This window comes from Streptomyces sp. NPDC048211, assembly GCF_043202315.1.
Lineage (GTDB): Bacteria > Actinomycetota > Actinomycetes > Streptomycetales > Streptomycetaceae > Streptomyces.
Window position 1 is genome coordinate 1,164,386 of sequence record NZ_JBIDAD010000002.1, and the last position, 26,571, is coordinate 1,190,956.

24 protein-coding genes are annotated in these 26,571 nt (G+C 71.7%); 16 read left to right on the forward strand and 8 right to left on the reverse strand.

The annotated features are described in order from the left end of the window. The 7 genes from ACGFZA_RS11935 (at position 1) to ACGFZA_RS11965 (ending at position 6,573) form a co-directional block, all read left to right on the forward strand. The gene (locus ACGFZA_RS11935) at positions 1–1,074 is read left to right on the forward strand and encodes an LLM class flavin-dependent oxidoreductase (protein WP_385278608.1); all 1,074 of its coding nucleotides are present in this window, start codon (positions 1–3) and stop codon (positions 1,072–1,074) included. Positions 1,075–1,146: 72 nt separating this feature from the next. Next, a complete protein-coding gene (locus tag ACGFZA_RS11940) occupies positions 1,147–1,605 on the forward strand; it encodes a MarR family winged helix-turn-helix transcriptional regulator (protein ID WP_385278610.1) in 459 nt (152 codons plus the stop codon). An 80-nt stretch (positions 1,606–1,685) separates the two neighbouring features. After that, complete coding sequence (locus ACGFZA_RS11945) at positions 1,686–3,074, forward strand: MFS transporter (RefSeq protein ID WP_393678905.1); 1,389 nt, start codon at positions 1,686–1,688, stop codon at positions 3,072–3,074. Beyond that, on the forward strand, positions 3,071–3,625 hold the full coding sequence (locus ACGFZA_RS11950; RefSeq protein WP_393678786.1) for a cysteine hydrolase family protein: 555 nt from the start codon (positions 3,071–3,073) through the stop codon (positions 3,623–3,625). The genes ACGFZA_RS11945 and ACGFZA_RS11950 overlap by 4 nt, the downstream gene beginning before the upstream one ends. Positions 3,626–3,740: 115 nt before the next feature. Beyond that, positions 3,741–4,541: a VOC family protein gene (locus ACGFZA_RS11955; protein ID WP_385278614.1), complete on the forward strand. Its 801-nt coding sequence runs from the start codon at positions 3,741–3,743 to the stop codon at positions 4,539–4,541. A 95-nt stretch (positions 4,542–4,636) separates the two neighbouring features. Further along, entirely contained in the window at positions 4,637–4,891 is a 255-nt protein-coding gene (locus ACGFZA_RS11960; protein WP_385278616.1) for a WhiB family transcriptional regulator, read from the forward strand. 98 nt (positions 4,892–4,989) lie between these two features. Then, positions 4,990–6,573: a GMC family oxidoreductase gene (locus tag ACGFZA_RS11965; RefSeq protein ID WP_393678787.1), complete on the forward strand. Its 1,584-nt coding sequence runs from the start codon at positions 4,990–4,992 to the stop codon at positions 6,571–6,573. Positions 6,574–6,789: 216 nt separating this feature from the next. On the opposite strand, the gene ACGFZA_RS11970 is transcribed toward ACGFZA_RS11965, so the two are convergent. Continuing rightward, positions 6,790–7,701 carry a chitosanase gene (locus ACGFZA_RS11970; protein WP_385278838.1) on the reverse strand — a complete coding sequence of 304 codons (912 nt, stop codon included), beginning with the start codon at positions 7,699–7,701 and terminating at the stop codon, positions 6,790–6,792. A 73-nt stretch (positions 7,702–7,774) separates the two neighbouring features. On the opposite strand from ACGFZA_RS11970, the gene ACGFZA_RS11975 reads away from it, so the two are divergent. Then, a complete protein-coding gene (locus ACGFZA_RS11975; protein ID WP_393678788.1) occupies positions 7,775–11,131 on the forward strand; it encodes a hypothetical protein in 3,357 nt (1,118 codons plus the stop codon). An 89-nt stretch (positions 11,132–11,220) separates the two neighbouring features. Here ACGFZA_RS11975 and ACGFZA_RS11980 read toward each other — a convergent pair whose 3' ends face one another. The 3 genes from ACGFZA_RS11980 to ACGFZA_RS11990 all read right to left on the reverse strand — a co-directional run bounded on the left by ACGFZA_RS11980 (position 11,221) and on the right by ACGFZA_RS11990 (position 13,528). Then, the gene (locus ACGFZA_RS11980) at positions 11,221–12,195 is read right to left on the reverse strand and encodes an acyl-ACP desaturase (protein ID WP_385278622.1); all 975 of its coding nucleotides are present in this window, start codon (positions 12,193–12,195) and stop codon (positions 11,221–11,223) included. A gap of 278 nt (positions 12,196–12,473) precedes the next feature. Next, complete coding sequence (locus ACGFZA_RS11985) at positions 12,474–12,665, reverse strand: hypothetical protein (protein WP_385278624.1); 192 nt, start codon at positions 12,663–12,665, stop codon at positions 12,474–12,476. A gap of 11 nt (positions 12,666–12,676) precedes the next feature. Then, on the reverse strand, positions 12,677–13,528 hold the full coding sequence (locus tag ACGFZA_RS11990) for a Scr1 family TA system antitoxin-like transcriptional regulator (protein WP_385278626.1): 852 nt from the start codon (positions 13,526–13,528) through the stop codon (positions 12,677–12,679). Positions 13,529–13,695: 167 nt separating this feature from the next. On the opposite strand from ACGFZA_RS11990, the gene ACGFZA_RS11995 reads away from it, so the two are divergent. Then, complete coding sequence (locus tag ACGFZA_RS11995) at positions 13,696–14,157, forward strand: ATP-binding protein (RefSeq protein ID WP_393678789.1); 462 nt, start codon at positions 13,696–13,698, stop codon at positions 14,155–14,157. Positions 14,158–14,193: 36 nt separating this feature from the next. Here the strand turns inward: ACGFZA_RS11995 and ACGFZA_RS12000 are convergent, their stop codons facing one another. Both ACGFZA_RS12000 and ACGFZA_RS12005 read right to left on the reverse strand, forming a co-directional pair. Further along, positions 14,194–15,825, reverse strand: a complete 1,632-nt coding sequence (locus tag ACGFZA_RS12000) for an ABC-F family ATP-binding cassette domain-containing protein (RefSeq protein ID WP_393678790.1) — start codon at positions 15,823–15,825, stop codon at positions 14,194–14,196. Between the two features lie 359 nt (positions 15,826–16,184). Continuing rightward, entirely contained in the window at positions 16,185–16,601 is a 417-nt protein-coding gene (locus ACGFZA_RS12005; protein WP_393678791.1) for an SsgA family sporulation/cell division regulator, read from the reverse strand. A 190-nt stretch (positions 16,602–16,791) separates the two neighbouring features. Between ACGFZA_RS12005 and ACGFZA_RS12010 the strand changes: the two genes are divergently transcribed. Continuing rightward, on the forward strand, positions 16,792–17,877 hold the full coding sequence (locus tag ACGFZA_RS12010) for a YCF48-related protein (protein ID WP_393678792.1): 1,086 nt from the start codon (positions 16,792–16,794) through the stop codon (positions 17,875–17,877). On the opposite strand, the gene ACGFZA_RS12015 is transcribed toward ACGFZA_RS12010, so the two are convergent. Next, entirely contained in the window at positions 17,874–18,167 is a 294-nt protein-coding gene (locus tag ACGFZA_RS12015; RefSeq protein WP_393678793.1) for a YciI family protein, read from the reverse strand. The genes ACGFZA_RS12010 and ACGFZA_RS12015 overlap by 4 nt on opposite strands. Positions 18,168–18,260: 93 nt before the next feature. Here ACGFZA_RS12015 and ACGFZA_RS12020 point away from each other — a divergent pair, with 93 nt between their 5' ends. Then, on the forward strand, positions 18,261–18,938 hold the full coding sequence (locus ACGFZA_RS12020) for an endonuclease V (RefSeq protein WP_393678794.1): 678 nt from the start codon (positions 18,261–18,263) through the stop codon (positions 18,936–18,938). Between the two features lie 81 nt (positions 18,939–19,019). Continuing rightward, the gene (gene mmpA / locus ACGFZA_RS12025; protein ID WP_385278639.1) at positions 19,020–19,163 is read left to right on the forward strand and encodes a morphogenic membrane protein MmpA; all 144 of its coding nucleotides are present in this window, start codon (positions 19,020–19,022) and stop codon (positions 19,161–19,163) included. 82 nt (positions 19,164–19,245) lie between these two features. Here mmpA and ACGFZA_RS12030 read toward each other — a convergent pair whose 3' ends face one another. Then, positions 19,246–20,436, reverse strand: coding sequence for a saccharopine dehydrogenase family protein (locus ACGFZA_RS12030; protein WP_385278641.1), 1,191 nt, complete (start codon positions 20,434–20,436; stop codon positions 19,246–19,248). Between the two features lie 235 nt (positions 20,437–20,671). Here ACGFZA_RS12030 and ACGFZA_RS12035 point away from each other — a divergent pair, with 235 nt between their 5' ends. The 4 genes from ACGFZA_RS12035 to ACGFZA_RS12050 all read left to right on the forward strand — a co-directional run bounded on the left by ACGFZA_RS12035 (position 20,672) and on the right by ACGFZA_RS12050 (position 26,523). Continuing rightward, entirely contained in the window at positions 20,672–21,832 is a 1,161-nt protein-coding gene (locus tag ACGFZA_RS12035; protein WP_393678795.1) for a CaiB/BaiF CoA transferase family protein, read from the forward strand. Beyond that, the gene (locus ACGFZA_RS12040) at positions 21,832–22,974 is read left to right on the forward strand and encodes an acyl-CoA dehydrogenase family protein (protein ID WP_385278645.1); all 1,143 of its coding nucleotides are present in this window, start codon (positions 21,832–21,834) and stop codon (positions 22,972–22,974) included. The genes ACGFZA_RS12035 and ACGFZA_RS12040 overlap by 1 nt, the downstream gene beginning before the upstream one ends. Before the next feature lie 131 nt (positions 22,975–23,105). Continuing rightward, positions 23,106–24,320: an acetyl-CoA C-acetyltransferase gene (locus ACGFZA_RS12045; protein WP_385278647.1), complete on the forward strand. Its 1,215-nt coding sequence runs from the start codon at positions 23,106–23,108 to the stop codon at positions 24,318–24,320. A gap of 31 nt (positions 24,321–24,351) precedes the next feature. Further along, the gene (locus ACGFZA_RS12050) at positions 24,352–26,523 is read left to right on the forward strand and encodes a 3-hydroxyacyl-CoA dehydrogenase NAD-binding domain-containing protein (protein ID WP_393678796.1); all 2,172 of its coding nucleotides are present in this window, start codon (positions 24,352–24,354) and stop codon (positions 26,521–26,523) included. Positions 26,524–26,571 lie beyond the last annotated feature (48 nt).

Consider the following 26,571-nt stretch of genomic DNA (forward strand, 5'->3'; position numbering starts at 1 on the left):
ATGGCGACCGAAGTCCTCTGGTACATCATTCCCCGCGAAGGCGCCTACCCCTGGGAGCCCGAAGGCAGGCGCCCCGTCGATCTCGGCTACCTGGGCCAGCTGGCCGGGACGGTCGAGCGGCTCGGCTACAGCGGCGCGCTCCTCGCCACCGACCTCTACGACGTCTGGCCGCTCGGCAGTGCGCTGGCCGCCTCGACCAGTACCCGGTTCAAGCCCCTCCTCGCCGTCCACCCGGGGCTGATCCCGCCGACGCTGCTCGCCAAGATGGCGCTCAGCTTCGACACGCTCTTCGGGGGCCGGCTGCGCTTCAACGTGGTCAACGGTTCGACGAAGACGCTCCAGGAGTACGGACTCCACGTGGAGCACGACGAGCGGTACGAACTGAGCGCCGAGTACTGGTCGATCGTGAAGCGGCTGACGGCCGGCGAGGTCTTCGACCACAAGGGCCGCTTCTACGACCTGAAGAACGCCGGAGCCTCCTTCCGGGAGCTGAAGCCCGTCCAGGACGGGCACATCCCGCTCTGGTTCGGCGGCTCGTCCGACCCCGGCATCGAGATGGCGGCCGAGCACGTCGACGTCTTCCTGACCTGGGGGGAGCCGCCGCACCTGCTGAAGGAGAAGCTGGAGAAGGTCCGGGCGAGGGCCGCCGCGTACGGCCGCACGCTCAGGATCGGCCTCCGGCTGCACCTGATCGTCCGGGACACGGAGGAGGAGGCCTGGGCGGCGGCCGACCGGCTGCTCGACGTCACCAGCGACGCGACGTACGCCCGGCAGCTCGGCGACCGGGCGGGCGAGGACGGCGTGGGCTGGCAGCGGCAGTTCCGCCAGCACGGCGGAAAGGTTCCCGCGCGCGCCCGTGAGCTGGAGGTCCACCCCAACATGTGGCCGGGCATGAGCCTGTTCCGGCCGGGACCGGGCACCGCGGTGGTGGGCTCGACCGCGCAGGTCGTCGAACGGCTCAAGGAGTTCGAGGACCTGGGCGTCGACACCTTCATCCTCTCCGGCAACCCGCTCCTGGAAGAGGCGTACAGGGTGGCGGAGACGGTGCTTCCGGCTCTGGGCGTCACTCGCTGACGGGCGGGCTGCGCACTCCGGATCGCGCAGCCGGTATTGCGCAGTCTGGACTGCGCACATTAGCCTGCGTGTATGGACCAGGAGACCAGCACCCCCGACGGCGTGTCCGAATCGGCCGTCCGCGCGGCCCATGACGTCCGCGTGGTCTACAGCCGACTGAGGCGCCGGATGCGCGAGACCTACGACCCCGGCGACCTCACCCCGTCCCAGACGTCCGTCCTCAGCAGGCTGGACAAGGACGGCGAGGCGTCGGTCACGGACCTGGCGGCCGCCGAACGCGTCCGGCACCAGTCGGTGGCCGCCACCGTCGGCATCCTGGTGGACCGCGGCCTCGTGGCCCGCCGGCCCGACCCCGGGGACGGCCGCCGCCAGCTCGTCTTCGTGACCGAGAGCGGCCACGTCTTCCTGGAGGACCGCCGGCGGGCCGGCGAGGGCTGGCTCACCCTCGCCCTGGAGAGCCGGTGTACGGAGGAGGAGCGCCGCCTTCTGATCGAGGCGGCGGCCCTGCTGGAACGGGTCGTCCGCTCGTGACCGGAGGCCCGGTCTGCAGGCTGCGCCCCGGCGGCACCAAGGGGGCGGCGGACGGCTTCGACCGGCGCCTGCTGGCCCCGATGATGCTGGGGGCGGTGCTCAACCCCGTCAACTCCTCCATCATCTCGGTCTCGCTGGTCCCCATCGGTGCGGCCTTCGGAGCCCCGCCTTCCCGGACGGCGTGGCTCATCTCCTCCCTCTACCTGGCCACGTCCATAGGACAACCGGTCGTGGGACGGCTGATCGACCTTTTCGGGCCCCGCCGACTGTTCCTGGCCGGGACCGCGCTGACCGGTGTGGCCGGACTCGTCGGCATGCTCGCACCGAACCTGGGCGTGCTCGTCGCCGCGCGTGTCCTCCTGGGCTTCGGCACCTGCTCCGGCTATCCGGCGGCGATGTACCTCATCCGGAGCGAGTCGAAGCGCACCGGTCAGAAGAGCCCCGCCGGGGTGCTCACCGCCCTCGCCGTCACCACCCAGACCATCGCCGTCGTCGGGCCCGGCCTCGGCGGGCTCCTCATCGGTGCGGGCGGCTGGCGCGCGACCCTGGCCGTCAACATCCCCCTCGCGGCAGCCGGCCTGTACCTCGGCGCCCGCCGCATCCCGGCGACCCCCGCCACCCGCCGGGACAACGGCCGCCACCCGGTGAGCGACCTGGACCTGCCGGGTATGGGCCTGTTCGCCTCGGCACTGGTCTGTCTGCTGCTGTTCCTCATGAACCCCGGCGGCGGCCACTGGTACCTGCTGGTCCTGACCGCCGCCACGGCCGCAGGCTTCACCTGGCGCGAGCTGCGCGCGCGGCAGCCCTTCATCGACGTACGCGTCCTGGGCGGCAACCTGCCGCTCCTCGCCACGTACACGAGGACGCTGCTCTGCTACGTGGTCACCTACGCCTTCCTCTACGGCTACACCCAGTGGACGGAGCAGGGCCGCGGACTGTCCCCCTCGCAGGCCGGACTGGTGCAGCTCCCGCTGTTCGCCACCGCGATCGTCGTCTCCACCCTCACCGGGCGACGCCAGGCGGTGCGAGGCAAGCTCCTGGCCGGCGCCACCGGCCAGATCATCGCCTGCGCCCTGCTGTTCCTCCTGAACGCCCACAGCCCCCTGTGGATGCTCCTGATGACCGTGATCGTCCTGGGAGTACCGCAGGGGCTGAACAACCTCGCTCTGCAGAACGCCGTCCTCCACCAGGCCGACGGCGAACGCATGGGATCCTCCGCCGGGCTGCTGCGCACCTTCGGCTACCTGGGCGCCATCATCGCCTCCGCCGCCAGTGGCAGCTTCTTCGGAGAACGCGCCGACACCGGCGGCCTGCACCATCTCGCCGCCTTCATGCTCGCCGTCAGCGCGCTGTTCCTCGCGGTGACCGTCGCCGACCGCTCGCTGCGCCGCATCGGCACCGGCGGCGCGGACGAGACCGCCGCCGCAGGCCGTACCGACCCGCCCCCCGATTCCAAGGACGCACGATGACCCGCTCCGCCCTGCTCGTGATGGATGTCCAGAAGTCCATCACCGGCCGCCTCCCCGGCCTCGATCCCGACTACACGCCCCGCCTCGCCCGTGCCGTCGCAGCGGCCAGGTCGGCGGGCCTGCCCGTGGTGTTCGTCGTCGTCGGCTTCCGCCCCGGACACCCGGAGACCCGGTCCAGCCCGCTCTTCGGCGCCCTGCCCGAGCGCGCGTTCACCGACAGCGATCCCGGAGCCGCCATCCACCCCGACGTCGCACCCCTCCCCGGCGAGTGCGTCGTCACCAAGAAGCGCGTGAGCGCCTTCACCGGCAGCGACCTGGATCTCGTGCTGCGCGGCGGCGCCGTCGACCGCCTGGTCCTGACCGGCCTGGCCACCAGCGGTGTCGTCCTGTCCACCCTCCGCCAGGCTGCCGACCTCGACTACCGGCTCACCGTCCTGGCCGACGGCTGCGACGACGCCGACCCCGAGGTCCACCGCGTCCTGACGGAGAAGGTCTTTCCACGCCAGGCCGATGTCACCACCGTCGACGCGTGGATCGCCGGCCTGGCCTGAGCGCGCTCGGCGGCGGTCCCGCACCGCAGGGACTGCGGTTGTCAGTACCCGGTGCAAGACTCGGAGAGTCAGGAATTCCCGCTGTCCGAGAACGGGACCACCGAAGGAGCGCACGATGCTCACCACCCGTTTTGTCGACGGAGCCCCCAACTGGATGGACCTGGGCACCCCGGATCTCGAAGGCGCCACGGCCTTCTACACCGCTCTCCTCGGCTGGGACTACGAGGCCGGCGGCCCCGAGACCGGCGGCTACGGGATGTTCATGCTGAACGGGAAGACGGTCGGCGGCGCGATGACGGTCACCGAGGAGCAGGCGAAGCCCTCCTGGTCGGTGTACTTCCGGTCGGCCGATGTCGACGCCACCGCGCAGGCCGTGCGGAAGGCCGGAGGGACGGTGCCGTTCACGCCGATGGACGTCCTGGAGTACGGCCGGATGGGCGGGTTCACCGACCGGGCCGGGGCGTACTTCGGCGTCTGGCAGCCGAAGCAGAATCCGGGGCTCGGCATGGTGAACGAACGCGGCAGCCTCTGCTGGGCGGAGCTGTACACCCCGGACGTGCCGGCAGCCGCGGCGTTCTACGACACCGTCTTCGGCTGGGACACCGTCACGATGCCCTATCCGGGCGGAGGCGGCGCGTACACCGTCATCAGGACGGCGGGCGGCGGTGAGGAGACCTCCTTCGGCGGGCTCGTCCCGCTGGACGCCGTGCCCGTCCGGGCTGCCGCCGGGCCGCACTGGCTGCCGTACATCGAGGTCGACGACTGCGATGCCACGGTGGCGGCGGTCGAGCGGCTGGGCGGCAAGCTGACGCTGGAACCGCTGGAGATGGAGGGCGTGGGCACCTTCGCCAACGTCGCCGATCCGTACGGTGCCGCGTTCGCCGTGATCAGGAGCGCGGAGGCGCCCGCCGCCTGATCGTGCGGCTGCTGTCCCTCTCGCCGTGCGAAGCCGGGCCGGCCGGTTGATGGATCGTTGATCAGTCGTTTATCCCGGCAGGGCACGGTGGATCCATGCTGATCAACACCGCGACCGACCCCGCTCTGGCCTGGCAGGAGACAGCGCTGTGCGCACAGACGGGGCCCGAGTTCTTCTTCCCCGCTCCTGGCAGCTCCACACGTGAGGCCAAGCGGCTCTGCAACGCCTGCGAGGGCCGCCTGGCCTGCCTGGAGTACGCACTCGACAACGACGAACGCTTCGGCGTATGGGGCGGTCTCTCCGAGAAGGAGCGCGACCGGCTCCGCAGAGTCGACCGCGACCAGGCGTGAACGCGCCCTCACCGTGGGACACTTCGCCCTTCCGTACATCGGCCTGCGGGATTCCGTGAATGCCGCGGAACTCGCGTCGACCACGAGGAGAAGCCGAGTTGAGCGAGTACGACTACATCGTCGTCGGAGCGGGTTCGGCCGGCTGCGTGCTGGCCGCACGGCTGTCCGAGGATCCCACGGTCCGTGTCGCCCTCGTCGAGTCGGGCGGGCCTGACCGCAAGCCCGAGATCCGGATCCCCGCGGCGTTCCCGAGGCTCTTCAAGACGGCGTACGACTGGGACTTCAGCACGGTGAAGCAGCCGGCCCTCGGTGGTCGCGAACTGTTCTGGCCGCGCGGCCACACACTCGGCGGATCATCTTCGGTCAACGCCATGATGTGGGTACGCGGCCACCGTGACGACTACGACGGCTGGGCCGGTTCCGCCGGACCGGAGTGGAGTCACGACGCCGTCGTGCCGTACTTCCGGCGGGCCGAGCAGTGGACCGGTCCGACCGGCCGCGGCACGGTGTACGGAACCGAGGGCCCGCTCTTCGTGTCGCCGCCCCGCGCTCCCACCGGCCTGACGGGCGACTTCCTCACCGCCTGCGTCGGCGACGGCCTCACCCGGCTCGACGAGCTGAACGCCCCCGACCACAGCGGGGTGGCCGTGACCCCGGTCAACCAGCGTCGCGGCCGACGCTGGAGCGCCGCCGACGGCTATCTGAAACCGGCCGCCCGCCGCCGCAACCTGGACATCGTCACCCGCACCCGCGTCCGTTCCCTCGCCTTCGAGGGGACCCGGGCCGTCGGCGTGGTCACCGGAAGCGGCAGCATGCTCACCGCCCGCCGCGAGGTCGTCCTCAGCGCGGGAGCGATCGGCTCCCCTCACCTGCTGATGAGCTCCGGCATCGGCGACCCCGGCGAGCTGCGGCAGGCGGGCGTCGAGGTACGCGCCGCGTCCCCCGACGTGGGCCGCCACCTGCAGGACCATCTGTCCTTCGCCGTGACCGTGCGCTGCCCTCGACCGGTGACCCTGACCGGTGCCGACAGCCCGGCCAACGTGGCGCGCTTCCTGCTGGCCGGGCGCGGACCGCTCACCTCCAACCTCGCCGAGGCCGTCGCCTTCGTCCGCAGTACGCCGGGACTGGCGGCCCCCGACATCGAGCTGATCTTCGCCCCGGCCCCGTTCATCGATCACGGCCTCGTCCCGCCCACCGAGCACGGACTGACGATCGGTGTGGTGCTGCTCCAGCCGGAGAGCGCCGGACGGATCACGCTCGACCCGGACACCGCCGGTTCCGGTTCCGGAATCCGGATCGACCCGGGCTATCTGACCGCCGACGCGGATCTGCCGCGACTGATCGCCGGGGTCCGCCGCGCCGAAACCCTGTTGGCCTCGGACGCGCTGGCCCAGCACATCTCGGGGCCCATGGGCCCGTACCCGGGACCGGTCGACGACGACCGGCTCGCGGAGGCGATCCGGAGCGGTGCGCAGACCCTCTACCACCCCGTCGGTACCTGCCGGATGGGCGAGGACCCGGCGTCCGTCACCGATCCACGGCTCCGGGTGCGCGGGGTGCACGGCCTGAGGGTCGTGGACGCGTCGGTGATGCCGCGCATCACCCGGGGGCACACCCACGCCCCGACGGTCGCCATCGCCGAGAAGGCGGCGGAGCTGATCAGGCAGGACGCGCGGGGGTAGGGCCTTTCGTCCGGGGGCGTGCCGCGCTGTGCGGGGTTCTGGACATGCCGGTCTGTGCGGGGTCCGTGCCGGGCGGGCGGGTCCGGGTCGTGCCGGGCTGTGCGGTCCGGGACATGCGGGGCCGACGGGGGCAGTCGTGGACCCTGGGCCGCACCACCCGGAGTCCGTACGAAAGGCCGCCCCGGGCGGCACCACCCGGGGTGCGGCCGGGCCGGGTCAGGACGGGATGCGGAACGTCTCGCCGTACATCTTCCAGGTCAGCGGCAGTTCCAGTGCCAGGTTCCCGTCCTCCAGGAACGACCGCTGAGCGGTGTCGAGGCGTGAGGTGTCCTGCTGGTTCTTCTTCGACTTCATCACGGCCCGCGCCGCGTCCAGGAAGGCGTCCAGATAGGCGCTCTCGTCGCCGCCCTCCGCCACCGTGTCCGCCTCGGCCACGGCTGCCTTCCGGATGCCGTAGAACGAGTCCGACTCGGATCCGGGGCCCTGGAGGACCATGGCGTCGAAGTACATGTACTGGCCCAGGGCGCCGAGCCCGTCCAGCTTCGCCAGATGGACGGCCGGTTCGAAGTACTGCTTCAGCCGGACCCGGTCCTGAGCGGCGCGGAACGCGGGGTCCTCGGCCGACCGCTTCCACGCGGCCGTGAATCCGGGATCCAGCCCCTCGTGCGAGGCGGATCCGTCGACCTTGCGCAGCGCCGGGACGAACGGAGCAAGCGGACTGTCCGGATGGGCCTCGGTGAACGATTCGACGAACGCGAGCATGTCGTGCGTACCGGAACAGAAGCCGACGATTCCGGCGCTGTATCCGGTGCCGTCGCCGGTGTCCTCGATGGTGGCGTACTGACTGCGCCAGTCCAGGGTCGACCCCTCGGCGCTCGCCAGCAGCTTCCAGGCGACCTCGCGCATCTTCGGCGCGGCCAGCCCCGGGGGCATGGCGGCAACGCGTGCGTTGAGCTTCCGCCGCTCCTCGTCGTCCGCCGCGGCGAACGGGTCCGCCTGCTCGGAGGGGGTGACCGACGCCTTCGCCTCGGGGGAGGTCGTGGGCAGTTCCTCGGAGTCGCCGCCGCTGTTGAAGAGCAGGGAGACGGCGATGGCTATCGGCGCGCCGAACAGAACGAGACGGGTCACAGGTTTCACCGGCACAGAGTACGGTCCGCAGAGCCCGGGGGAGGGCCCGCCCCCGCACGGCACAATCGCCTCCATGACCGATGCCCTGCTGAACGCCCTGGATCCCCTTCCGTATCCGCAGCGCATGCGTGAACTCGCCGCACGCGCACGCGATATGGCCGCTTCGGGAGAGCTGCGTGCCGTTCTGGACGAACTGGACGGGGGCGACGCGTACGAGCGGGAGACCGCGGTCGTCGCCGCGTCCGCGGGAGGGGACCGGGAGTGGATCGCGGCGCACCTCGCCGACCGTGACCCCTTCGTGCAGGGGCACGCCCTGCGCGTCGCGCACAGCCTCGGCGTACCGGACAAGGCATACGCCGATCTCCTCGGCGATGTCCCGCGCACCGCTCGCCGCCGCCTCCTGCGGGCCGTCGTCGCCGACGGGCGGTCCGGGCTCGCCGACCGGCTGATCGACGGGGTCCGTGCGGACTGGGGTGACGCCGACGCCGCCGTACTGCTGCCGGGGTGCACGCCGGGATGCGCGGCCCGGCTGCTGCCCGAACTCCTGCACGCCGTACGCGGCTGGGGCGGCCTCGGACGGAGGCACCCGGGCCTCCTCCTCGATGTCTGCGGGCAGCAATTGGCGGCGCTGCCCGAGCCGCACCGCGCCGAGTGGTGGCACCGGTACTCCGCCGGGGTCGCCGCCACCGTCGCGCCCCTTCCGGAGCGCGTCCTCGACCTGCTCGAACGCTTCGCCCCGCCCACGCTGCCGTGGCCGCTGGCCGGGCGCCTCGGGGCACTTGCCGCGGCCGGCCCCGACCGGGTCGTCCGCCTCCTGCTGCGTCCGGGGGCCCGACCGGAGTTGCGGGCGGCCGCACTGGGGCGGAGCGTCCTGCACCGGCTGGCCCGCACCGCGGCCGAAGGGCTCGTGGTGGAGCTCGGCCGGGCCATGGCAACGGACACCGGGGCGCTCGCCCGCCTGCTCGCCGCCCTCCCGCCGGGCCGTCGCGCCGCCCTCTACACCTCGGCCACGGCCGGACGGGGAGAGGGGAACGGCATCCATGTGGACACCGTGCTGCTCGACGCCCTGCCGCGCAGCGGCGTCGCCGACGAGGCGCGGCGCACGGCCCGGCTGGCGGCCGAACGCGGAGCGGCCCGCAGCACCGTGCTGATCGCGGAGTCGTACCTGCCGGTTGCCGAGGTGCGCGAGCGGCTGACCGCCGCCACGCGCGCGCCCGTGGCCGAGGACCGGGCGCAGGCGTGGTCGCTGCTCATCGGCAACGCCGGGCGGGCAGGGGACCCGGACCGCCTCGCGTACGCGCTCGCCGACATGGAGCGGCTGCGCAACGAACCGGACCCGGTCCGCTCGGTCGCCCTGCACGCGCTGGCGGCCGTGGCGGCAGGTCTCTTCACCGACGCCGCGGAGCCCGCCCTCGACCGGATAGCCGCTGACGCCGTCGAGGCGCGGGACTCCTCGCACGCCACCCGGCACGCCCTGAGCACCCTCGCGCTCGGCCTGCTGCGCGAGCACGCGGCGACAGGACAGCGCGCCCTCGTCAACTGGGCCCTGCGCACCCTGGTCCGGATCTCCGGGAACACCGGGGGAGCAGACCTGGGACGGCTCGACCGGACCCTGCGGCGCGGCCAGGAGACCGACGTGTTCGAGGCACTCCGGCCCTGGCTGGAGGCGGGCGCGGAGAAGGCCGACTACGGACTCGTGTTCGCGCTGACCAGGGCGCTCGGCCGTCGCGCGGCCGGGCTGCCCGAACTGCAGGACCTCCTGTGGCAGGCCGTCCGCTTCGGAACGAACAGCGCGGCGCGGACGGCGGTGGAACTCTGGCTGGAGCCTGTCGCCCACCGCGGCGAGCGGGTGGAGCGGCTCCTGGCGGTCGAGCCCTCCGCCGGGGCCCTGCCCGAGGTGCTGCGCGTGCTCACCGGCTGCCGTACCGACCTGCTCGACCCGTATCTCGGCGATCCGCCGCCGTACGGACGGTTCCTGCCGCACGGCACACCGTGGACCGTGGCGCCGGACTCCGGGGTCCGTCGCTGGGTGCCGCGCCAGCGGCGCGCGGCCCTGCGCGCTCTGGAACGCACCGCGCGGGACGGGAAGCTGCCGCTGTACACCCGTGCCGCCGCGATCGGTTCACTGGCCCGCATCCCCTCGACCGGTGCCGCTGCCGTGCTCGCCTGGACCGGCTCCGATGACGTCGTGCTCGCGGAGGCCGCCCTCACGGCACTGGGCCGGACGGACCGCGCGCCGGACATGCTGGCGGAGCTGCTCGCCCACAGCGGGGGTGACCGCGCCAGGACCGCCGTCTTCGCGGCCGGCCGGGCCTCGCAGGACGTCCGCCCCTCCGTGCTGGGGCCCCTGCTGCGCGAGCGGCTCGCGCCGGGCACCGGCAAGGTGACCGCCCGCAAGGAGGCCGTACGGCTCGCGGCGACCCGGCTGCCCCGGTCACAGGCCGCCGCGCTGGTCGCCGAGGCGTACGGGCTGTCCGGCCAGCACCCCGACGTGCGGGCCGCCGCCGTGGCCTGCGGCACCGGACTGCTCGGCGACGAGCGGATGTGGGACCTGCTCACGGACGCGGCGGCCGGCACCGCGGTAATGCGCACCGCCGTGCTGCGCGTGCGGCCCATGGACCTGCCCGCGCCGTACCGGCCGCGCTACGCGGGCCTGGTACGGGAGGTGTGCGAGACGGACGACGAGGAACTCGCGGCGTCGGCCCACGCCGTGGTGGCCCGCTGGATACCGTGGGCGCCGGGCGCCTGCGATGTGCTGGTGGCCGCGACCACGGATCTCGCCCGCCGCCGGTCCTGGCGGTCCGCCGGGGACGCGCTGGTCGCCGCCGCACCTGCCGCGGCCGAGGCGGCGCAGGCGCTCATGCGGACGCTGCGCACGCTCGCCGACGCCGTGGCCATGGACGACGCGGGCAGCGAACGTGACCGGCCGGGGCGGCAGCGGGTCGTCCACCTGGTGAACCGGCTCGCCGCGTCGGCGGGGGCGCGCACCGACGACGCGCTGAGGCCCGTGCTGGGAACCGCCGGGGAACTGCTCGCCCGCCACCGGGACCACGTGCCGCAGGCCGCGGAACTGCTGGTGCGGGCCGTCGATCCGGATGCGGGGCCGGACGCGCTGTACGACGCCCTGGACCGACTGGCCCGGCTGCATGAAGGCCGTCCCGTGCTCGCCGCCCGGACGGCGGGGGTGCTCGGCGCACGGCTCGGGGCGCCGCACGGCGAGAACGACGGGGGAACGCTGCTCGCGCTCGTGGCACGCCTGGCCGAGGACGGGGGCACGGCCCATGGCCACATGGCCGTGGAGCTCGCCGCGACGGCGGGCCCGCGGACGGGCTGGAGCGGGCCGTGGCGTACCCAGCTGAGGCTGCTGCGGCGCCACCCGGACGCGGACGTGCGCGACGCCGCCTACGCGGAGGTGACCGTGCGCGAATGAGCGCGGCCCGCAGGGGGCGCCGCGGTGTGAACGCGGCGAACGGGGGCGGGCCGAGGGCCCGCCCCCGCCGGGGTCGTGTGTGCCGGCCGTCAGGCCTGGGCGCGGGCCGCCATGCGGGCCTTGCGCGCGGCGAGCTTCTCGTCGAACTTCGACGCCTCGCTGTCCAGCCCGTTCATGTACAGACCGAGCTCCTCCTGCGCCTTGAGGCCCTCCGGGCCCAGGCCGTCGATGTCCAGCACCTTCAGGTAGCGCAGTACCGGCTGGATGACGTCGTCGTGGTGGATCCGCATGTTGTAGATCTCGCCGATCGCCATCTGGGCGGCGGCCCGCTCGAACCCGGGCATGCCGTGGCCGGGCATCCGGAAGTTCACGACGACGTCGCGCACGGACTGCATCGTCAGGTCCGGTGCGAGCTCGAAGGCCGCCCCGAGGAGGTTGCGGTAGAACACCATGTGCAGGTTCTCGTCGGTCGCGATCCGCGCCAGCATGCGGTCGCAGACGGGGTCGCCCGACTGGTGTCCGGTGTTGCGGTGCGAGACCCGGGTCGCCAGTTCCTGGAACGCCACGTACGCCACGGAGTGCAGCATCGAGTGGCCGTTGTCGGACTCGAAGCCCTCCGCCATGTGCGCCATGCGGAACTGCTCCAGCTTGTCCGGGTCCACGGCGCGCGACGTGAGCAGGTAGTCGCGCATCACGATGCCGTGTCGGCCCTCCTCGGCCGTCCAGCGGTGCACCCAGGTGCCCCAGGCACCGTCGCGGCCGAAGAGCGAGGCGATCTCGTGGTGGTAGCTGGGGAGGTTGTCCTCGGTCAGCAGGTTGACGACCAGCGCGATCTTGCCGATGTCCGTGACCTTGGACTGCTCGGCCTCCCAGGCCTGGCCGTCCTCGAAGACGCCGGGGAAGTTCCGGCCGTCGGAGAACGGTACGTACTCGTGGGGCATCCAGTCCTTGGCGACCTTGAGATGGCGGTTGAGTTCCTTCTCCACCACCTCTTCCAGCGCGTACAGCAGTTGGGCGTCGGTCCACGCCTGCGAACTGCCGAGGTGGGGAGAGGTGATCGTCACGGGGGCTCCTGGGGACGGGAGAATTACCTACGGCTTCGTAGGTTACGAGACCGTAGGTTAAAGCGGCGGTAAGGCCTCCGCCAAGCCCGTCCGGGCGACAATCGGTCACACAGTGTCATAGATGCAGGTCAAGCGTATATACGGAGGGTCAGGTACGTCCCGATGGGCACTTAAAAGTCGAATAATCGGCCGGGCCGGGCCCCCGGTGGCGATGCGCTCTGAACAGTCGGCGTACTCGGAGCGCGGTGCACGAGGGGCACGGTCGGTTGGGGGCCGGATCAGAGCAGATGGTCAGCCGCGCCCGCCTTCACCGCGAAGATCAGTGCCTGCAGTGCCTCCACGGAGTCGCTGACGAAGGCCGCGGTGTCGGTCGTGGAGCCGATGTAGGCGCGGCCTTGGTCGTCGAGTCCGAAACGGAAGCAGTTCGCACCCTCGCTGCAGAACGCCTCGTCCCAGCAGATTTCCTTCATGGTCTCTCTCCTCAGAGGTCCTGGGCTATGCATCGGATGAAATCGCGCGATTCCTCGACGGGCAGCGCCAGCGTTCGCAGGCGCTCCAACAGGCCCCGGTACCGACGCAGTTGCATGTCCGCGTCCAGCAGCATGGAGCCGTGCGAGGAATCGAGCTGCACGGTATCGAGCTGCGGGACCGCCGCGCCGACGTAGGTGAACGACTGTCCGGCTCCGGGGAAACCGCCTGCCGCGAACGGGATCGTCCGGACGGTGATCCGGCCGCGCTCGGACTGGTCGAGAATGTGTTCCAGCTGTGCCCGGGTGATTTTGGGGCCGCCGAACTGCATGCGCAGGGCGGCCTCGTGGATGACCGCCTCGTACAGGGGCGGCCGGTCCCGTTCGAGCACCTCCTGGCGGCGGAGCCGCAGGGAGAGCCTGGCCATCAGATCGGGGCCCGGGAGCTGGGGGTCGGCGTTGTCGAAGACGGCGCGCGCGTGCTCCTCGGTCTGCAGCAGGCCGGGGATGTGTGTGGTGGTGGCGGTGATCAACTCCACCGCGTGGAACTCGATTTCGGCGATGTCCAGCAGGCTCGGCAGCAGCAGGCCGCGGTGCTCCTCCCACCAGCCTCTCGCCCGCTCCTGCGCCATCTCCGCCAGCAGGTCCACGAGGCCGGTGTCCGGACAGCCGTAATTGAAGGCCAGGGTGCGGACCCGCTCGGCGCTGATGCCGAACCGGCCGGACTCGATGTTCGGGATGCGGGTGCGGTCGACGCCGAGCAGTGCGGCTGCCTGCTGTGCCGTCATCCCCGACTGCTCGCGCAGTTTGCGTAGTTCGTACCCGAGGCGTTGCTGCCGTGCGGTCGGAGTGCTTCTGGGTGGCACGGTGGGTGTCCTCCGGGGTGGGGGGGTGTCGAAATGACCGGAACCACACAAGTAGTAGCACTGTGCTCCGGTCGTGCGCTACGGTCGGTAGCGCAAGTCTCACACGGGGCGACCGTGCCCCTGTGTGTGATCGTCACCACACGTACGAGAAATGTGAGCAGCACTTGATGAAGGGCGCATTGCGTTGTCTCCCGGCCCTCGCACCCGTCGGACCACAACCGCCGGCAGCGGACAACCTGAGCTACTCGTTCGCCCTTCCGGGCGGCGCCTTCTGCGCGGGCCTCGCCCGTCGCGCCGTGGACGAACTCCTCACCCGGCACGGTCTCGCCGAACTCGCCGAGACGGCGGTCCTCGCCACCTCGGAACTGGTGGCGGCCGCCTACCGCTTCACCCCGGACCGGGAGATGCTGCTGCGGGTCCACTGGCAGTTCGACGCCCTGCGGATCACCCTGTACGACCAGCACCCGGCCCATGACTCGCCCGAGAAGTCCGAGGAATGCCGTGAACACCGCAGCGCCAGCATGTGGCTGCTGGCCGCCGCGGTGGACGCACACGGCGGGGACTGGGGGCTGGCTCCCGCGCTGACTGCCGCCGGCGGCTCCAAGACCTGGGCTTTACTCCACCGGTAACCACCCCCGTGGACCCATCGCCCCGTGCCGGGCACGTCACAGGCCGGTACGCACCTCCTCGGCCGTCGTGTCCCGGAGACCGTCGTCGAGCAGCAGCCAGCGTGTGATGCCGATCGATTCGAGGAACGGCACGTCGTGGCCGGCCACGATCAGCGCTCCCTCGTACGCATCGAGTGCCGCCGTCAGCCGGCGCACGCTCGCCATGTCCAGGTTGTTCGTCGGCTCGTCCAGCATCAGCAGCTGAGGCGCGGGCTCGGCCAGCAGCAGCGCCGCCAGCGCCGCACGGAACCGCTCTCCGCCCGACAGGGTCCCGGCAGGCCGGTCCGCCCGTGCGCCCCTGAACAGAAAATGTGCCAGTCGCGCCCTGATCCGGTTGTCCGTGGCATCCGGTGCGAACCGCGCCACGTTCTCCACCACGCTCAGCTCGTCGTCGAGCACGTCCAGCCGCTGCGGCAGAAAACGCAGCGGCAACCGCACCGACACCTCGCCGGACACCGGTGCCAGCTCGCCGGCCAGTGTCCGCAGCAGTGTGGTCTTTCCCGCTCCGTTACGTCCCACCAGTGCGATGCGCTCCGGGCCGCGCACCTCGAACACACCCTGCACGCGTGCTCCGTAGGCCGGCTGCAGACCGTTCAGCATCAGCACGTCCTGGCCCGGATGGACCTTGGTGTGCGGCAGTTCGACCCGGATCTCGGCGTCGTCCCGCACCGCCTCGACAGCGTCGTCGAGCCGCTCCTTCGCGTCGGCCAGCTTTGCCGCGTGCATGATGCGGTGCTTGCCCGCCGACTCCTGGGCGGCGCGCTTGCGGGCGCCCATGACGATCTTCGGTTCGCGCTTGCTCTCCTGCATCTTCTGTCCGTAGCGCTTGCGCCGCGCCAGTTTGACCTGGGCCTCGGCGAGTTCGCGCTTCTGGCGGTGCACATCGGCCTCGGCGACCCGCACCATGCGTTCGGCGGCCTCCTGTTCCACGGCGAGCGCCTCCTCGTACGCAGAGAGGTTCCCGCCGTACCAGGTGACCGACCCGTCCCGCAGGTCGGCGATCTGGTCGACCCGTTCCAGGAGTTCCCGGTCGTGGCTGACGACGACCAGGACACCGTTCCAGGCGTCGACCGCCGCGTAGAGACGGCCGCGCGCGTACAGATCCAGGTTGTTCGTCGGTTCGTCCAGCAGCAGCACGTCCGGCCGGGCCAGCAGCAGCGCCGCCAGGCGCAGCAGCACGCACTCGCCGCCCGACATCTCGCCGATCGTGCGATCGAGCCCGATGTGGCCGAGGCCGAGCTGGTCGAGCGTGGCGAGCGCACGCTCCTCCACGTCCCAGTCGTCACCGACCGTGGCGAACCGTTCCTCGCCGACGTCGCCCGCCTCGATGGCGTGCAGCGCCGCACGGATCCCGGCGATGCCCAGGGCGGCGTCGACGCGCAACGCGGTGTCCAGGACCAGGTTCTGCGGCAGGTAGCCGACCTCACCCGCCGTCCTGACGTGACCCTCGACGGGCGTGAGTTCGCCCGCGATCAGCCGCAGCAGGGTCGACTTGCCCGAGCCGTTGAGCCCGATGAGTCCGGTGCGGCCGGGCCCCACGGTGAGATGGAAGTCGTCGAGGACCGGGCTGCCGTCGGGCCAGGCGAAGGAGAGCGACGAGCAGGTGATGTGGGTGAGGGGGGTAGACATGAGGAATCTCCCGGTTGCGAGGAAGGACAGGGGCAACGGGGCGAGACACCGGTCACTGGCTTTCCACCGGAGAATCCGGAAGTGGTGAGGAAGGCCCTGGTCGCGGAGGACGGCTCGAAGAACTGAGGTCACACTCGGGCGCGCGGGCATGTGCGGACATGGCACGGCGCGCAACACGGTGTCTCAAGACCTCAGACGAGCAACGTCCTACTCCGATCGGCGACAACAAGGACGAGAACGAAACTACGGCGGGCAGGGGACCGGGGCAAGCGAATTAACGGCCCCCGGTCGTGCGCACGCGTCCGGACCCGGGGGCCCGGCCGGCGGGGGCCGTCCAGGTGGGGCCCGACAGCCCCGTCTCAGCAGGAGCCGTCGAGCAGATCCGTCAGGTTCCGGTCCAGGTCGAGGAAGCGATGCTCGGCCCCGGCGGGGACCAGCTGCTGTGCGCGCCGCAGGAAGCGGCGCAGTTCCGCCGTCCTCACGTGCACCATGGCGATCCCCTCGGCGGCGTGGAACTCCAGCACCGTACGGTCGTACCCGAAGGGTCTGACCCGTACGTCCCCGACCCCTGCCGGTGCGTCCATCCCCGTCGCCAGCAGCTCCCGGGAGAACTCCCACGACACCTCGGTGCCCCGCAGCGTCGCCGGCGCGGGGAACGCCATGCGTACGGCGAAGGGATCCGTGCGGTCGTAACTCAGAACTGCGGGAAGCGTCTCCATCTGCGGAGCGGATGCGACCATGCGGGCCTGCACGGACTGTTCGATAACGGTGGACAAGACCTGCTCCCTCTCGCGGCCGGACGGACGGTTTCCGGCACTCGTTCAGACGACGGATCCCGCCGATCCGTGCACCGGAGCGCGGCGTGAGCTGCGTCACCGCGCGCCGCACGCCGCTGACCGGTCATGTGCCCCGTAACGGGCGATGCACCCTGGACGGGGCGCGGTGCGTGGGTTAGCTTCCAGCGCCATGAAAGCCATGGCGAAGACGCGACGACTGATGTCACTGGGACTGTGCGGGGCGGCGCTCGCCGCCGCCGTGGCCGCGCCCGCGGCCCACGCGGCCCCCGGTGGACGGCACGGGCGGGCCTGGACGCTCACCGACACGGGCACCGACGCCCGCTTCCGCGGCCTCGCGGCCGTCAGCAGCCGCACGGCCTGGCTGGCGGGCTCCAAGGGCACCGTGCTGCGCACCACCGACGGCGGGCGGCACTGGCGCGACGTCTCGCCGCCCGGTGCGGCAGCCGCGGAGCTGGAGTTCCGCGACATCGAGGCCTTCGACGCCCGGCGGGCGGTGGCTCTGGCCATCGGCGAGGGCGAGGCCTCCCGGGTGCTGCGTACGGACGACGGCGGGGCCACCTGGACCGAGTCCTTCCGGAACACCGACGCGCGCGCCTTCTACGACTGCCTCACCTTCTTCGACAGCCGCCACGGCCTCGCCATGAGCGACCCGGTCGACGGGCGGTTCCGCATCCTGTCGACCGCCGACGGCGGCCGCAGCTGGAACGTGCTGCCCAGTGCCGGCATGCCGCAGGCCCAGGCGGGCGAGGCGGGATTCGCGGCCAGTGGGCAGTGCCTGGTCAGCACCGGTCCGAAGGACGTCTGGCTGGCGACCGGTGGAGCGGCCACCGCCCGGGTCCTGCACTCGGCCGACCGCGGGCTGACCTGGGCCGCGTCCGCATCGCCGGTCCCGGCCGGGGACCCCGCCCGCGGCGTGTTCGGCCTCGCCTTCAGGGACCGCACCCACGGCATCGCGGTCGGGGGCGACTACCGCGCCGACCAGGCTTCGCCCCGCGCCTCCGCCGTCACCTCCGACGGAGGCCGCCACTGGCAGCCGTCGCAGGCTCCGCCCACCGCCTACCGTTCGGGCGTCGCCTGGCTGCCGCACAGCCGGTCCGCGGCACTGGCGGTCGGCCCGACCGGCACCGGCCTCACGACGGACGGCGGCCGCACCTGGCGCACGGTCGACACCGGTTCGTACGACACGGTCGACTGCACGGTGGACGGGAGCTGCTGGGCAGCCGGCGAGCACGGGCGGGCCGCGCACACCCCCTAGAGCCGCTGGCGGTACGGAGCGAGCGGGTCCGACGTCCTCGTCGCGATGAACTCCGTGATCCGGTACGCGCAGACGCCGTGCACGACGAAGGGATCGGACGCCGTGAGCCGCTCGATCACGGCCCGGTCGTCCCCGACCGCGAGAATCACCCCGCCGTCGCGGGGGTTCTTGCGGCCGGAGGCGATGAACACCCCTGCGGCGTAATGGGTGTCGAGCCAGGCGAGGTGCTCCTGCATCACCGCGTCGACGCGGTCCAGCGGGGCGGTGTAGGACAGCTCCAGTACAAACATGATCGCAAGGTTAGGGGTCGTCCCGTGGTCCTCGCGCCCGCCAGGGATGACAGGACCGCCCTTGCGGGAGGGGCGCCTAAGCTGACGGGCATCATGACAACACTTCGGATGCCCGCCGACGAGGCCGAGGCCCGCGCCCTCCAGGACACCCTGCGCACCCGGGTGGTGCTCGACGAGCCGGGGCCGCCGCCGGGCACCGGCCGGGTGACGGGCGTCGACGTCGCCTACGACGAGGAGCGCGACGTCGTCGTGGCGGCGGCCGTCGTGCTCGACGCGGCCACGCTGGAGGTGGTGGCCGAGTCCACCGCCGTGGGGCGGGTCACCTTCCCGTACATCCCGGGACTCCTCGCCTTCCGCGAGATACCCACCGTGCTGGCCGCCCTGGAGTCGCTGTCCGTCGACCCGGGCCTCGTCGTCTGCGACGGCTACGGACGGGCGCACCCGCGCCGCTTCGGCCTCGCCAGCCATCTGGGCGTGCTCACCGGGCTCCCCGTCATCGGCGTCGCGAAGAACCCGTTCACCTTCTCGTACGAACAGCCGGGACCCCGCCGCGGCGACCGGTCGCCGCTGCTCGACGGGGACGAGGAGGTGGGGCAGGCGCTGCGCACCCAGGACGGCACCAAACCGGTGTACGTCTCGGTCGGGCACCGCACCGGCCTGGACAACGCCTGCGCCCACACGCTGCTGTTGGCCCGCGACTTCCGTCAGCCGGAGACCACCCGCCGGGCCGACGCGCTGTGCAGGCGGGCCCTCCGGGAGGCCACCGGCTGAGGGCCGGAGCGGGCAGGGTGTCAGGGCATCTGAGTATCCGTACGGATAGCGCCTGCCGATCATGGTCGACACTCTGGACACATGAACGCATCTCGCACGGCCGCCCGAACCGCCCCCCTTCACCCCGCCCAGCGCCGTGTGGCGCTGGGCATGCTGATCGGGGGTGCGGTCGCCTTCGTCTGGGCCGGGGCGATGCTCTACACCCTGGCCTCCTGGATCTTCTAGGGGCCTGCGTTCGGACCGGGCGGACTCCGCGAGCCCGGCGTGATCCTCCGGAGTCCCCGGGCCGTGTCCGCCCGGGGTCCTGTCAGCGGACCGCCGCCACCCGGAAGCGCAGACCGGCTCCGCGCAGCCGTTCCAGCAGCGCGTCACCCATCGCGACGGCCGTGGTGACCTGCCCCGACGATGGAGGGAGTTCGTCCAGGGCCAGGCACAGCGCCGACTCGGCCAGCATCTTCGCCGTCTCGTCGTAACCCGGATCGCCGCCCGACACCTCCGTGAAGACCCGGCGGCCGCCACCCTCGCCGACGAACCTGACCGTGAACCAGCTCCGCCGGCGGCGCTCCTCGTCCGGGCCGGACCCGGGCTCGTAGCGGTCCATGAGCCAGCTCCGCACGGCCGGGAGCTGCGCGGCACCGAGCAGGGCGCCCAGCGCCGCGGTGCCTCCGAGGGCCACCGGCAGGTGCTTGACCGAGGCGTAGTGCCGGTAGCGGAAGTCGGGGCCGTAGCGGGGGAGTGCCCGGGCCGAGCGCTCCACGATCTGCGCGTCGAGCGTCGGCAGCGGCAGCGCCCAGGTGCCGGTCTCCGTGCTGAAGCGCGGCCCGCCGAGCGGGGCGCGGGCGCGGCGGGCGACCAGACGCGGTTCGTGGAGCCGGCGTTCCCTGGCGGCGCTCAGCATCTGCGGGCCGCGGCCCATGGCCGTGAGCGCGGAGGCGAACGTACCGCCGGAGAAGACGGCGTTGGAGCGGACGAATCCGTCGATGCGCAGCGGGACGTCCTCGGGCAGCTGCCGGACGGTGAAGTACACCCCGAGATCGTGCGGTACGGAGTCGAAGCCGCAGGCGTGCACGATGCGCGCGCCGGTCTCGCGCGCCCGGGCGTCGTGCTCCAGATACATCCGGTCGGCGAACTCCGGCTCGCCCGAGAGGTCGGCGTAGTCGGTGCCCGCCTCGGCGCAGGCGGCGACGAGCTTCTCCCCGTACCAGACGTACGGGCCGACGGTCGTGGCCACCACGTGGGCCGACTCGGCCAGTTCGCGCAGTGCGTCCGCGTCGCCGGCATCGGCGTGCAGCAGCGGGAGGTCCGCGCAGTGCGGATGCCGCGCGGCGAGGCGGTTGCGCAGCTGTTCCAGCTTGGCGCGGTTGCGGCCGGCCAGGGCCCAGCGGAAGCCGTCCGGTGCGTGCGCCGCCAGGTACTCGGCGGTGAGCACACCCACGAAACCGGTGGCACCGAAGAGGACCACGTCATAGGGGCGTGATGCCCCGTTCTGCCTGTTCACACGTGCCTCCACAGGGGCCGGTGCCGATGTAGCAGGCAGAGGGTAGCGGAGCCCGGCGCGGCGGTGTGCGCCCGGGGAGGCTTCGTGACGTGGCGCTGTGCGGCCGGGGAGGCTTCGTGGGGGAGGATCCGGAGAAAGAACTAAGCGCTTGCTCGTCCCCAGGGGTTGTGCGGAGCGCGGTGCGTTCTTAGCATCATCGATGTTACATCGGTTGTGTCACACCGCTGGGGGCTCGATGGCAACGGCAGGGAACGGCTCGCACGGTCCGCGCGGCCCGCTGGCCGGGGTGCGCGTGGTCGAGCTGGCGGGCATCGGCCCCGGTCCGTTCGCCGCGATGCTCCTGGCCGATCTGGGCGCCGACGTGGTGAGGGTCGACCGGCCCGGCGGCGCCGGGCTCGGCATCGATCCGGCCCGCGACCTCACCAACCGCAACAAGCGGTCCGTCCTCGTCGACCTCAAGGCGGCATCCGGCCCGGACACGGTCCTGGATCTGGTCGAGCGCGCCGACGTCCTGATCGAGGGGTACCGGCCAGGCGTCGCCGAACGCCTGGGCGTGGGCCCGGACGCCTGCCTGGCCCGCAATCCGCAGCTCGTCTACGGGCGCATGACCGGATGGGGCCAGGACGGTCCGCTCGCCGAACGGGCCGGGCACGACATCGCCTACATCGCCGTGACCGGCGCCCTCTCCATGATCGGCAAGCCGGGGGAGCCGCCCGTCGTCCCGGCCAATCTGCTCGGCGACTACGCGGGCGGCTCGCTCTACCTCGTCGTCGGGGTCCTCGCCGCGCTCCAGCACGCACGGACCCCCGGCGGCAGCGGACAGGTCGTCGACGCGGCGATCGTCGACGGCACCGCCCACCTCACCATGATGATCCACGGCATGCTCCAGGCAGGCGGCTGGCAGGACCGGCGCGGCTCCAACCTGCTGGACGGCGGCTGCCCCTTCTACGGCTCGTACGAGACCGCGGACGGCGAGTACATGGCGGTCGGCCCGCTCGAGAAGCGGTTCTACGCGGAGTTCACCGAGCTCCTCGGCATCGGGGAAACGGCCCCCGACCGGGGCGACCTCGCCCGCTGGGACGACCTGCGCGGTGTCGTCGCCGCCCGGTTCCGCACCCGTACCCGCACCGAGTGGACCGAGGTCTTCGACGGCTCGGACGCCTGTGTGGCACCCGTGCTCTCCCTTCGCGAGGCACCGCACCACCCGCACCTCGCCGCCCGCTCCACCTTCGTCGAGCACGGCGCACTCACCCAGCCCGCGCCCGCGCCCCGGTTCTCGGCCACTCCCGCCTCGGTGCACAGCGGACCGGCGCAGCCGGGCGCGGACACCGAGACCGTCGCCGCCGACTGGGACGTACCGGCCCTGCGGACCACCCGGAAGGACACGACCGACTGATGCAGCGGCAGATCTTCACCGAAGAGCACGACGCGTTCCGCGAGACCGTCCGCACCTTCCTGACGAAGGAGGTCCTCCCGCACTACGAACAGTGGGAGAAGGACGGCATCGTCTCGCGCGAGGCCTGGCTCGCCGCCGGACGGCAGGGGCTGCTCGGCCTCGCCGTCCCCGAGGAGTACGGGGGCGGCGGGAACAGCGACTTCCGCTACAGCGCCGTCCTCGCCGAGGAGTTCACCCGGGCAGGCACTCCCGGTCTCGCACTCGGTCTGCACAACGACATCATCGGCCCCTACCTGACCGGCCTCGCCACCGAGGAGCAGAAGCGGCGCTGGCTGCCCGGCTTCTGCAGCGGCGAGATCATCACCGCCATCGCGATGACCGAACCCGGCGCCGGCTCCGACCTCCAGGGCATCCGCACCACCGCCGAGGACCGGGGCGACCATTGGCTGCTCAACGGCTCGAAGACGTTCATCTCCAACGGCATCCTCGCCGACCTGGTGGTCGTCGTCGCGAAGACCACCCCGGACGGCGGCGCGAAGGGCCTCTCGCTCATCGTCGTCGAGCGCGGCACGGAGGGTTTCGAACGGGGCCGCAACCTCGACAAGATCGGCCAGAAGTCCCAGGACACCGCCGAACTGTTCTTCAACGACGTGCGCGTCCCCAAGGAGAACCTCCTCGGGGAGCTCGACGGCGCCTTCATCCACCTGATGACGAACCTGGCGCAGGAACGGATGGGCATAGCGGTCGCCGGCATCGCCGCGGCCGAGCACCTCCTGGAGATCACCACCACCTACGTCAAGGAGCGCGAGGCCTTCGGCCGTCCGCTCTCCAAGCTCCAGCACATCCGGTTCGAGATCGCGGAGATGGCCACCGAGTGCGCCGTCACCCGGACCTTCCTGGACCGGTGCATCGTCGACCACTCGGAGGGGACGCTCGACGCCGTGCACGCCTCGATGGCGAAGTGGTGGGCGACCGAACTGCAGAAACGCGTTGCCGACCGCTGTCTCCAACTGCACGGCGGATACGGCTACATGGCGGAGTTCCCGGTGGCCAGGGCGTTCACCGACGGGCGGATCCAGACCATCTACGGCGGAACGACCGAGATCATGAAGGAGATCATCGGCCGTTCGCTGCTCGCCTGACCTCCGCTGCCCTGACCCCGCCCGCCCTCCAGCCCGGCACCCGCTCGCCCGGTCCCTTCTCCGGTCCCACCTCCGCCGGTCCGACTGCCCGCCCGACCCTGTTGCGCCACCACCCTCGAAAGGCAGCTGTCTTGAGTACCGAAGCATTCGTCTACGACGCGATCCGCACCCCGCGCGGCCGCGGCAAGGCCAACGGGGCCCTGCACGGCACCAAGCCGATCGACCTCGTCGTCGGCCTGATCCACGAGCTCCGCGACCGCTTCCCCGGACTGGACCCGGCGGCCATCGACGACATCGTGCTCGGCGTGGTCAGCCCGCTCGGCGACCAGGGATCCGACATCGCACGCATCGCGGCGATCGCGGCCGGCCTTCCCGACACCGTCGCCGGTGTCCAGGAGAACCGCTTCTGCGCCTCGGGCCTGGAGGCCGTCAACCTGGCCGCCGCCAAAGTCCGTTCGGGCTGGGAGGACCTCATCCTGGCGGGCGGTGTCGAGTCGATGTCCCGCGTGCCGATGGGCTCGGACGGTGGCGCCTGGGCGATGGACCCGATGACGAACTACGAGACCGGGTTCGCGCCGCAGGGCGTCGGCGCCGACCTGATCGCGACCATCGAAGGCTTCTCGCGCCGCGACGTCGACGAGTTCGCCGCCCTGTCGCAGGAGCGGGCCGCCGAGGCGTGGAAGGACAACCGCTTCGCGCGGTCCGTCGTCCCCGTCAAGGACCGCAACGGCCTCGTCGTCCTCGACCACGACGAGCACATGCGCCCCGGCACCACCGCCGACTCCCTCGCCGCGCTCAAGCCGTCCTTCGCCGGGATCGGCGAGATGGGCGGCTTCGACGCGGTGGCGCTGCAGAAGTACCACTGGGTGGAGAAGATCGACCACGTCCACCACGCGGGCAACTCCTCCGGCATCGTCGACGGTGCCGCCCTCGTCGCGATCGGCTCCCAGGAGATCGGCGAGCGCTACGGACTCACCCCGCGCGCCCGGATCGTCTCCGCCGCCGTCTCCGGCTCCGAGCCCACCATCATGCTCACCGGCCCCGCCCCCGCCACCCGCAAGGCGCTCGCCAAGGCCGGGCTGACCATCGACGACATCGACCTGGTCGAGATCAACGAGGCCTTCGCCGGGGTCGTTCTGCGCTTCGCCCGTGACATGGGGCTCTCGCTCGACAAGATCAACGTCAACGGCGGCGCCATCGCGCTCGGCCACCCGCTCGGCGCCACAGGCGCGATGATCCTCGGCACGCTCATCGACGAACTGGAGCGCCAGGACAAGCGCTACGGCCTCGCCACCCTCTGCGTGGGCGGCGGCATGGGCATCGCCACCGTCATCGAGCGTCTCTGACCGTCCCCCTTCCTACGGAGAAGACAGACACATGACCGAGAGCACGACCATCCGCTGGGAACAGGACGAGACCGGCGTCGTCACCCTCGTACTCGACGACCCCAACCAGTCCGCCAACACGATGAACCAGGCGTTCAAGGACTCCATCGCCGCGATCGCCGACCGCGCCGAGGCCGAGAAGGACTCCATCCGCGGCATCATCTACACCTCCGCGAAGAAGACCTTCTTCGCCGGCGGCGACCTCAAGGACATGATCAAGGTCGGCCCCGAGAACGCCCAGCAGGCGTTCGACACCGGCACGGCCATCAAGGGTTCTCTGCGCCGCATCGAGACCCTCGGCAAGCCCGTCGTCGCCGCCATCAACGGCGCGGCCCTCGGCGGCGGTTACGAGATCGCCCTCGCCTCCCACCACCGTGTCGCCCTCGACGCCCCCGGCTCCCGCATCGGCCTGCCCGAGGTCACCCTCGGCCTGCTGCCCGCCGGTGGCGGCGTCACCCGCACCGTACGTCTCATGGGCATCGCCGACGCGCTGCTCAAGGTGCTGCTCCAGGGCACCCAGTACATCCCGCGGCGTGCCCTGGAGAACGGCCTCGTCCACGAGGTCGCGGCCACCCGCGAGGAGATGCTGGAGAAGGCCCGCGCCTTCATCGACGCGAACCCGGAGTCCCAGCAGCCCTGGGACGTCAAGGGCTACCGGATCCCCGGCGGCACCCCGTCGAACCCGAAGTTCGCCGCCAACCTGCCGGCCTTCCCCTCGAACCTGAAGAAGCAGCTCGCCGGCGCCCCGATGCCCGCGCCGCGCAACATCCTGGCCGCCGCCGTCGAGGGCTCGCAGGTCGACTTCGACACCGCGCTGACCATCGAGGCCCGGTACTTCACCGAGCTGGTCACCGGCCAGGTCTCGAAGAACATGATCCAGGCGTTCTTCTTCGACCTCCAGGCCGTCAACTCCGGCGCCAGCCGCCCCGACGGCGTCGAGGAGCGCCAGGTCCGCAAGGTGGCCGTCCTCGGCGCCGGGATGATGGGTGCGGGCATCGCGTACTCCTGCGCCCGCGCCGGTATCGACGTCGTCCTCAAGGACGTCTCCACGGAGGCCGCCGCGAAGGGCAAGGCGTACAGCGAGAAGCTGCTCGACAAGGCGCTCTCCCGGGGCCGTACGACCGAGGCCGAGCGCGACGAGCTGCTGGCCCGCATCACCCCGACCGGCGACCCGGCCGACCTCGCCGGCTGTGACGCCGTCATCGAGGCCGTGTTCGAGGACCCCGCACTCAAGCACAAGGTGTTCCAGGAGATCCAGGACATCATCGAGCCGGACGCACTGCTCTGCTCCAACACCTCCACGCTGCCCATCACGGCGCTGGCCGAAGGGGTTTCGCGCCCCGTCGACTTCATCGGGCTGCACTTCTTCTCGCCCGTCGACAAGATGCCGCTGGTCGAGATCATCAAGGGCGAGAAGACCGGTGACGAGGCCCTGGCCCGCGCCTTCGACCTGGTCCGCCGCATCAAGAAGACGCCGATCGTCGTCAACGACTCACGCGGCTTCTTCACCTCGCGCGTCATCGCCCAGTTCATCAACGAGGGCGTCGCCATGGTGGCCGAGGGCGTCGAGCCCGCGTCGGTCGAGCAGGCCGCCGCCCAGGCGGGCTACCCGGCCAAGGTGCTCTCCCTGATGGACGAGCTGACGCTCACCCTGCCCCGCAAGATCCGCAACGAGACGAAGCGGGCCGTCGAGGAGGCGGGCGGCACCTGGCCCGGCCACCCCGCGGACGCGGTCATCGACCGGATGGTCGACGAGTTCGGCCGTCCCGGACGCAGCGGCGGCGCGGGCTTCTACGAGTACGACGAGAACGGCAAGCGCACCCGCCTCTGGCCCGGACTGCGTGAGCACTTCACGAAGCCCGGCACGGACATCTCGTTCGCCGACATGCAGGAGCGGATGCTCTTCTCCGAGGCCCTGGACAGTGTCCGCTGCCTGGAGGAGAACGTCCTGATCACCGTCGCCGACGCCAACATCGGCTCCATCATGGGCATCGGCTTCCCGCCGTGGACCGGCGGTGTGCTCCAGTACATCAACGGTTACGAGGGCGGCCTGCCCGGCTTCGTCGCCCGCGCCCGGGAACTCGCCGAGCGGTACGGCGACCGGTTCCTGCCGCCCGCGCTGCTCGTCGAGAAGTCGGAGAAGGGCGAGACCTTCCACGACTGACGGACAGCCGCGACGGGCCGCACCCACCGGTGCGGCCCGTCGCGGCTG

Bases quoted from the DNA above. Each gene is read 5' to 3' on its own strand.
- ACGFZA_RS11935 (WP_385278608.1), top strand. From the start codon at position 1: ATGGCGACCGAAGTCCTCTGGTACATCATTCCCCGCGAAGGCGCCTAC.
- mmpA (WP_385278639.1), top strand. From the start codon at position 19,020: ATGAACGCATCTCGCACGGCCGCCCGAACCGCCCCCCTTCACCCCGCC.
- ACGFZA_RS11955 (WP_385278614.1), top strand. From the start codon at position 3,741: ATGCTCACCACCCGTTTTGTCGACGGAGCCCCCAACTGGATGGACCTG.
- ACGFZA_RS11945 (WP_393678905.1), top strand. From the start codon at position 1,686: ATGATGCTGGGGGCGGTGCTCAACCCCGTCAACTCCTCCATCATCTCG.
- ACGFZA_RS11940 (WP_385278610.1), top strand. From the start codon at position 1,147: ATGGACCAGGAGACCAGCACCCCCGACGGCGTGTCCGAATCGGCCGTC.
- ACGFZA_RS12010 (WP_393678792.1), top strand. From the start codon at position 16,792: ATGAAAGCCATGGCGAAGACGCGACGACTGATGTCACTGGGACTGTGC.
- ACGFZA_RS12000 (WP_393678790.1), bottom strand. From the start codon at position 15,825: ATGTCTACCCCCCTCACCCACATCACCTGCTCGTCGCTCTCCTTCGCC.
- ACGFZA_RS12015 (WP_393678793.1), bottom strand. From the start codon at position 18,167: ATGTTTGTACTGGAGCTGTCCTACACCGCCCCGCTGGACCGCGTCGAC.
- ACGFZA_RS11960 (WP_385278616.1), top strand. From the start codon at position 4,637: ATGCTGATCAACACCGCGACCGACCCCGCTCTGGCCTGGCAGGAGACA.
- ACGFZA_RS12035 (WP_393678795.1), top strand. From the start codon at position 20,672: ATGGCAACGGCAGGGAACGGCTCGCACGGTCCGCGCGGCCCGCTGGCC.
- ACGFZA_RS11995 (WP_393678789.1), top strand. From the start codon at position 13,696: ATGAAGGGCGCATTGCGTTGTCTCCCGGCCCTCGCACCCGTCGGACCA.
- ACGFZA_RS12040 (WP_385278645.1), top strand. From the start codon at position 21,832: ATGCAGCGGCAGATCTTCACCGAAGAGCACGACGCGTTCCGCGAGACC.
- ACGFZA_RS12020 (WP_393678794.1), top strand. From the start codon at position 18,261: ATGACAACACTTCGGATGCCCGCCGACGAGGCCGAGGCCCGCGCCCTC.
- ACGFZA_RS11975 (WP_393678788.1), top strand. From the start codon at position 7,775: ATGACCGATGCCCTGCTGAACGCCCTGGATCCCCTTCCGTATCCGCAG.
- ACGFZA_RS12050 (WP_393678796.1), top strand. From the start codon at position 24,352: ATGACCGAGAGCACGACCATCCGCTGGGAACAGGACGAGACCGGCGTC.
- ACGFZA_RS11950 (WP_393678786.1), top strand. From the start codon at position 3,071: ATGACCCGCTCCGCCCTGCTCGTGATGGATGTCCAGAAGTCCATCACC.
- ACGFZA_RS11985 (WP_385278624.1), bottom strand. From the start codon at position 12,665: ATGAAGGAAATCTGCTGGGACGAGGCGTTCTGCAGCGAGGGTGCGAAC.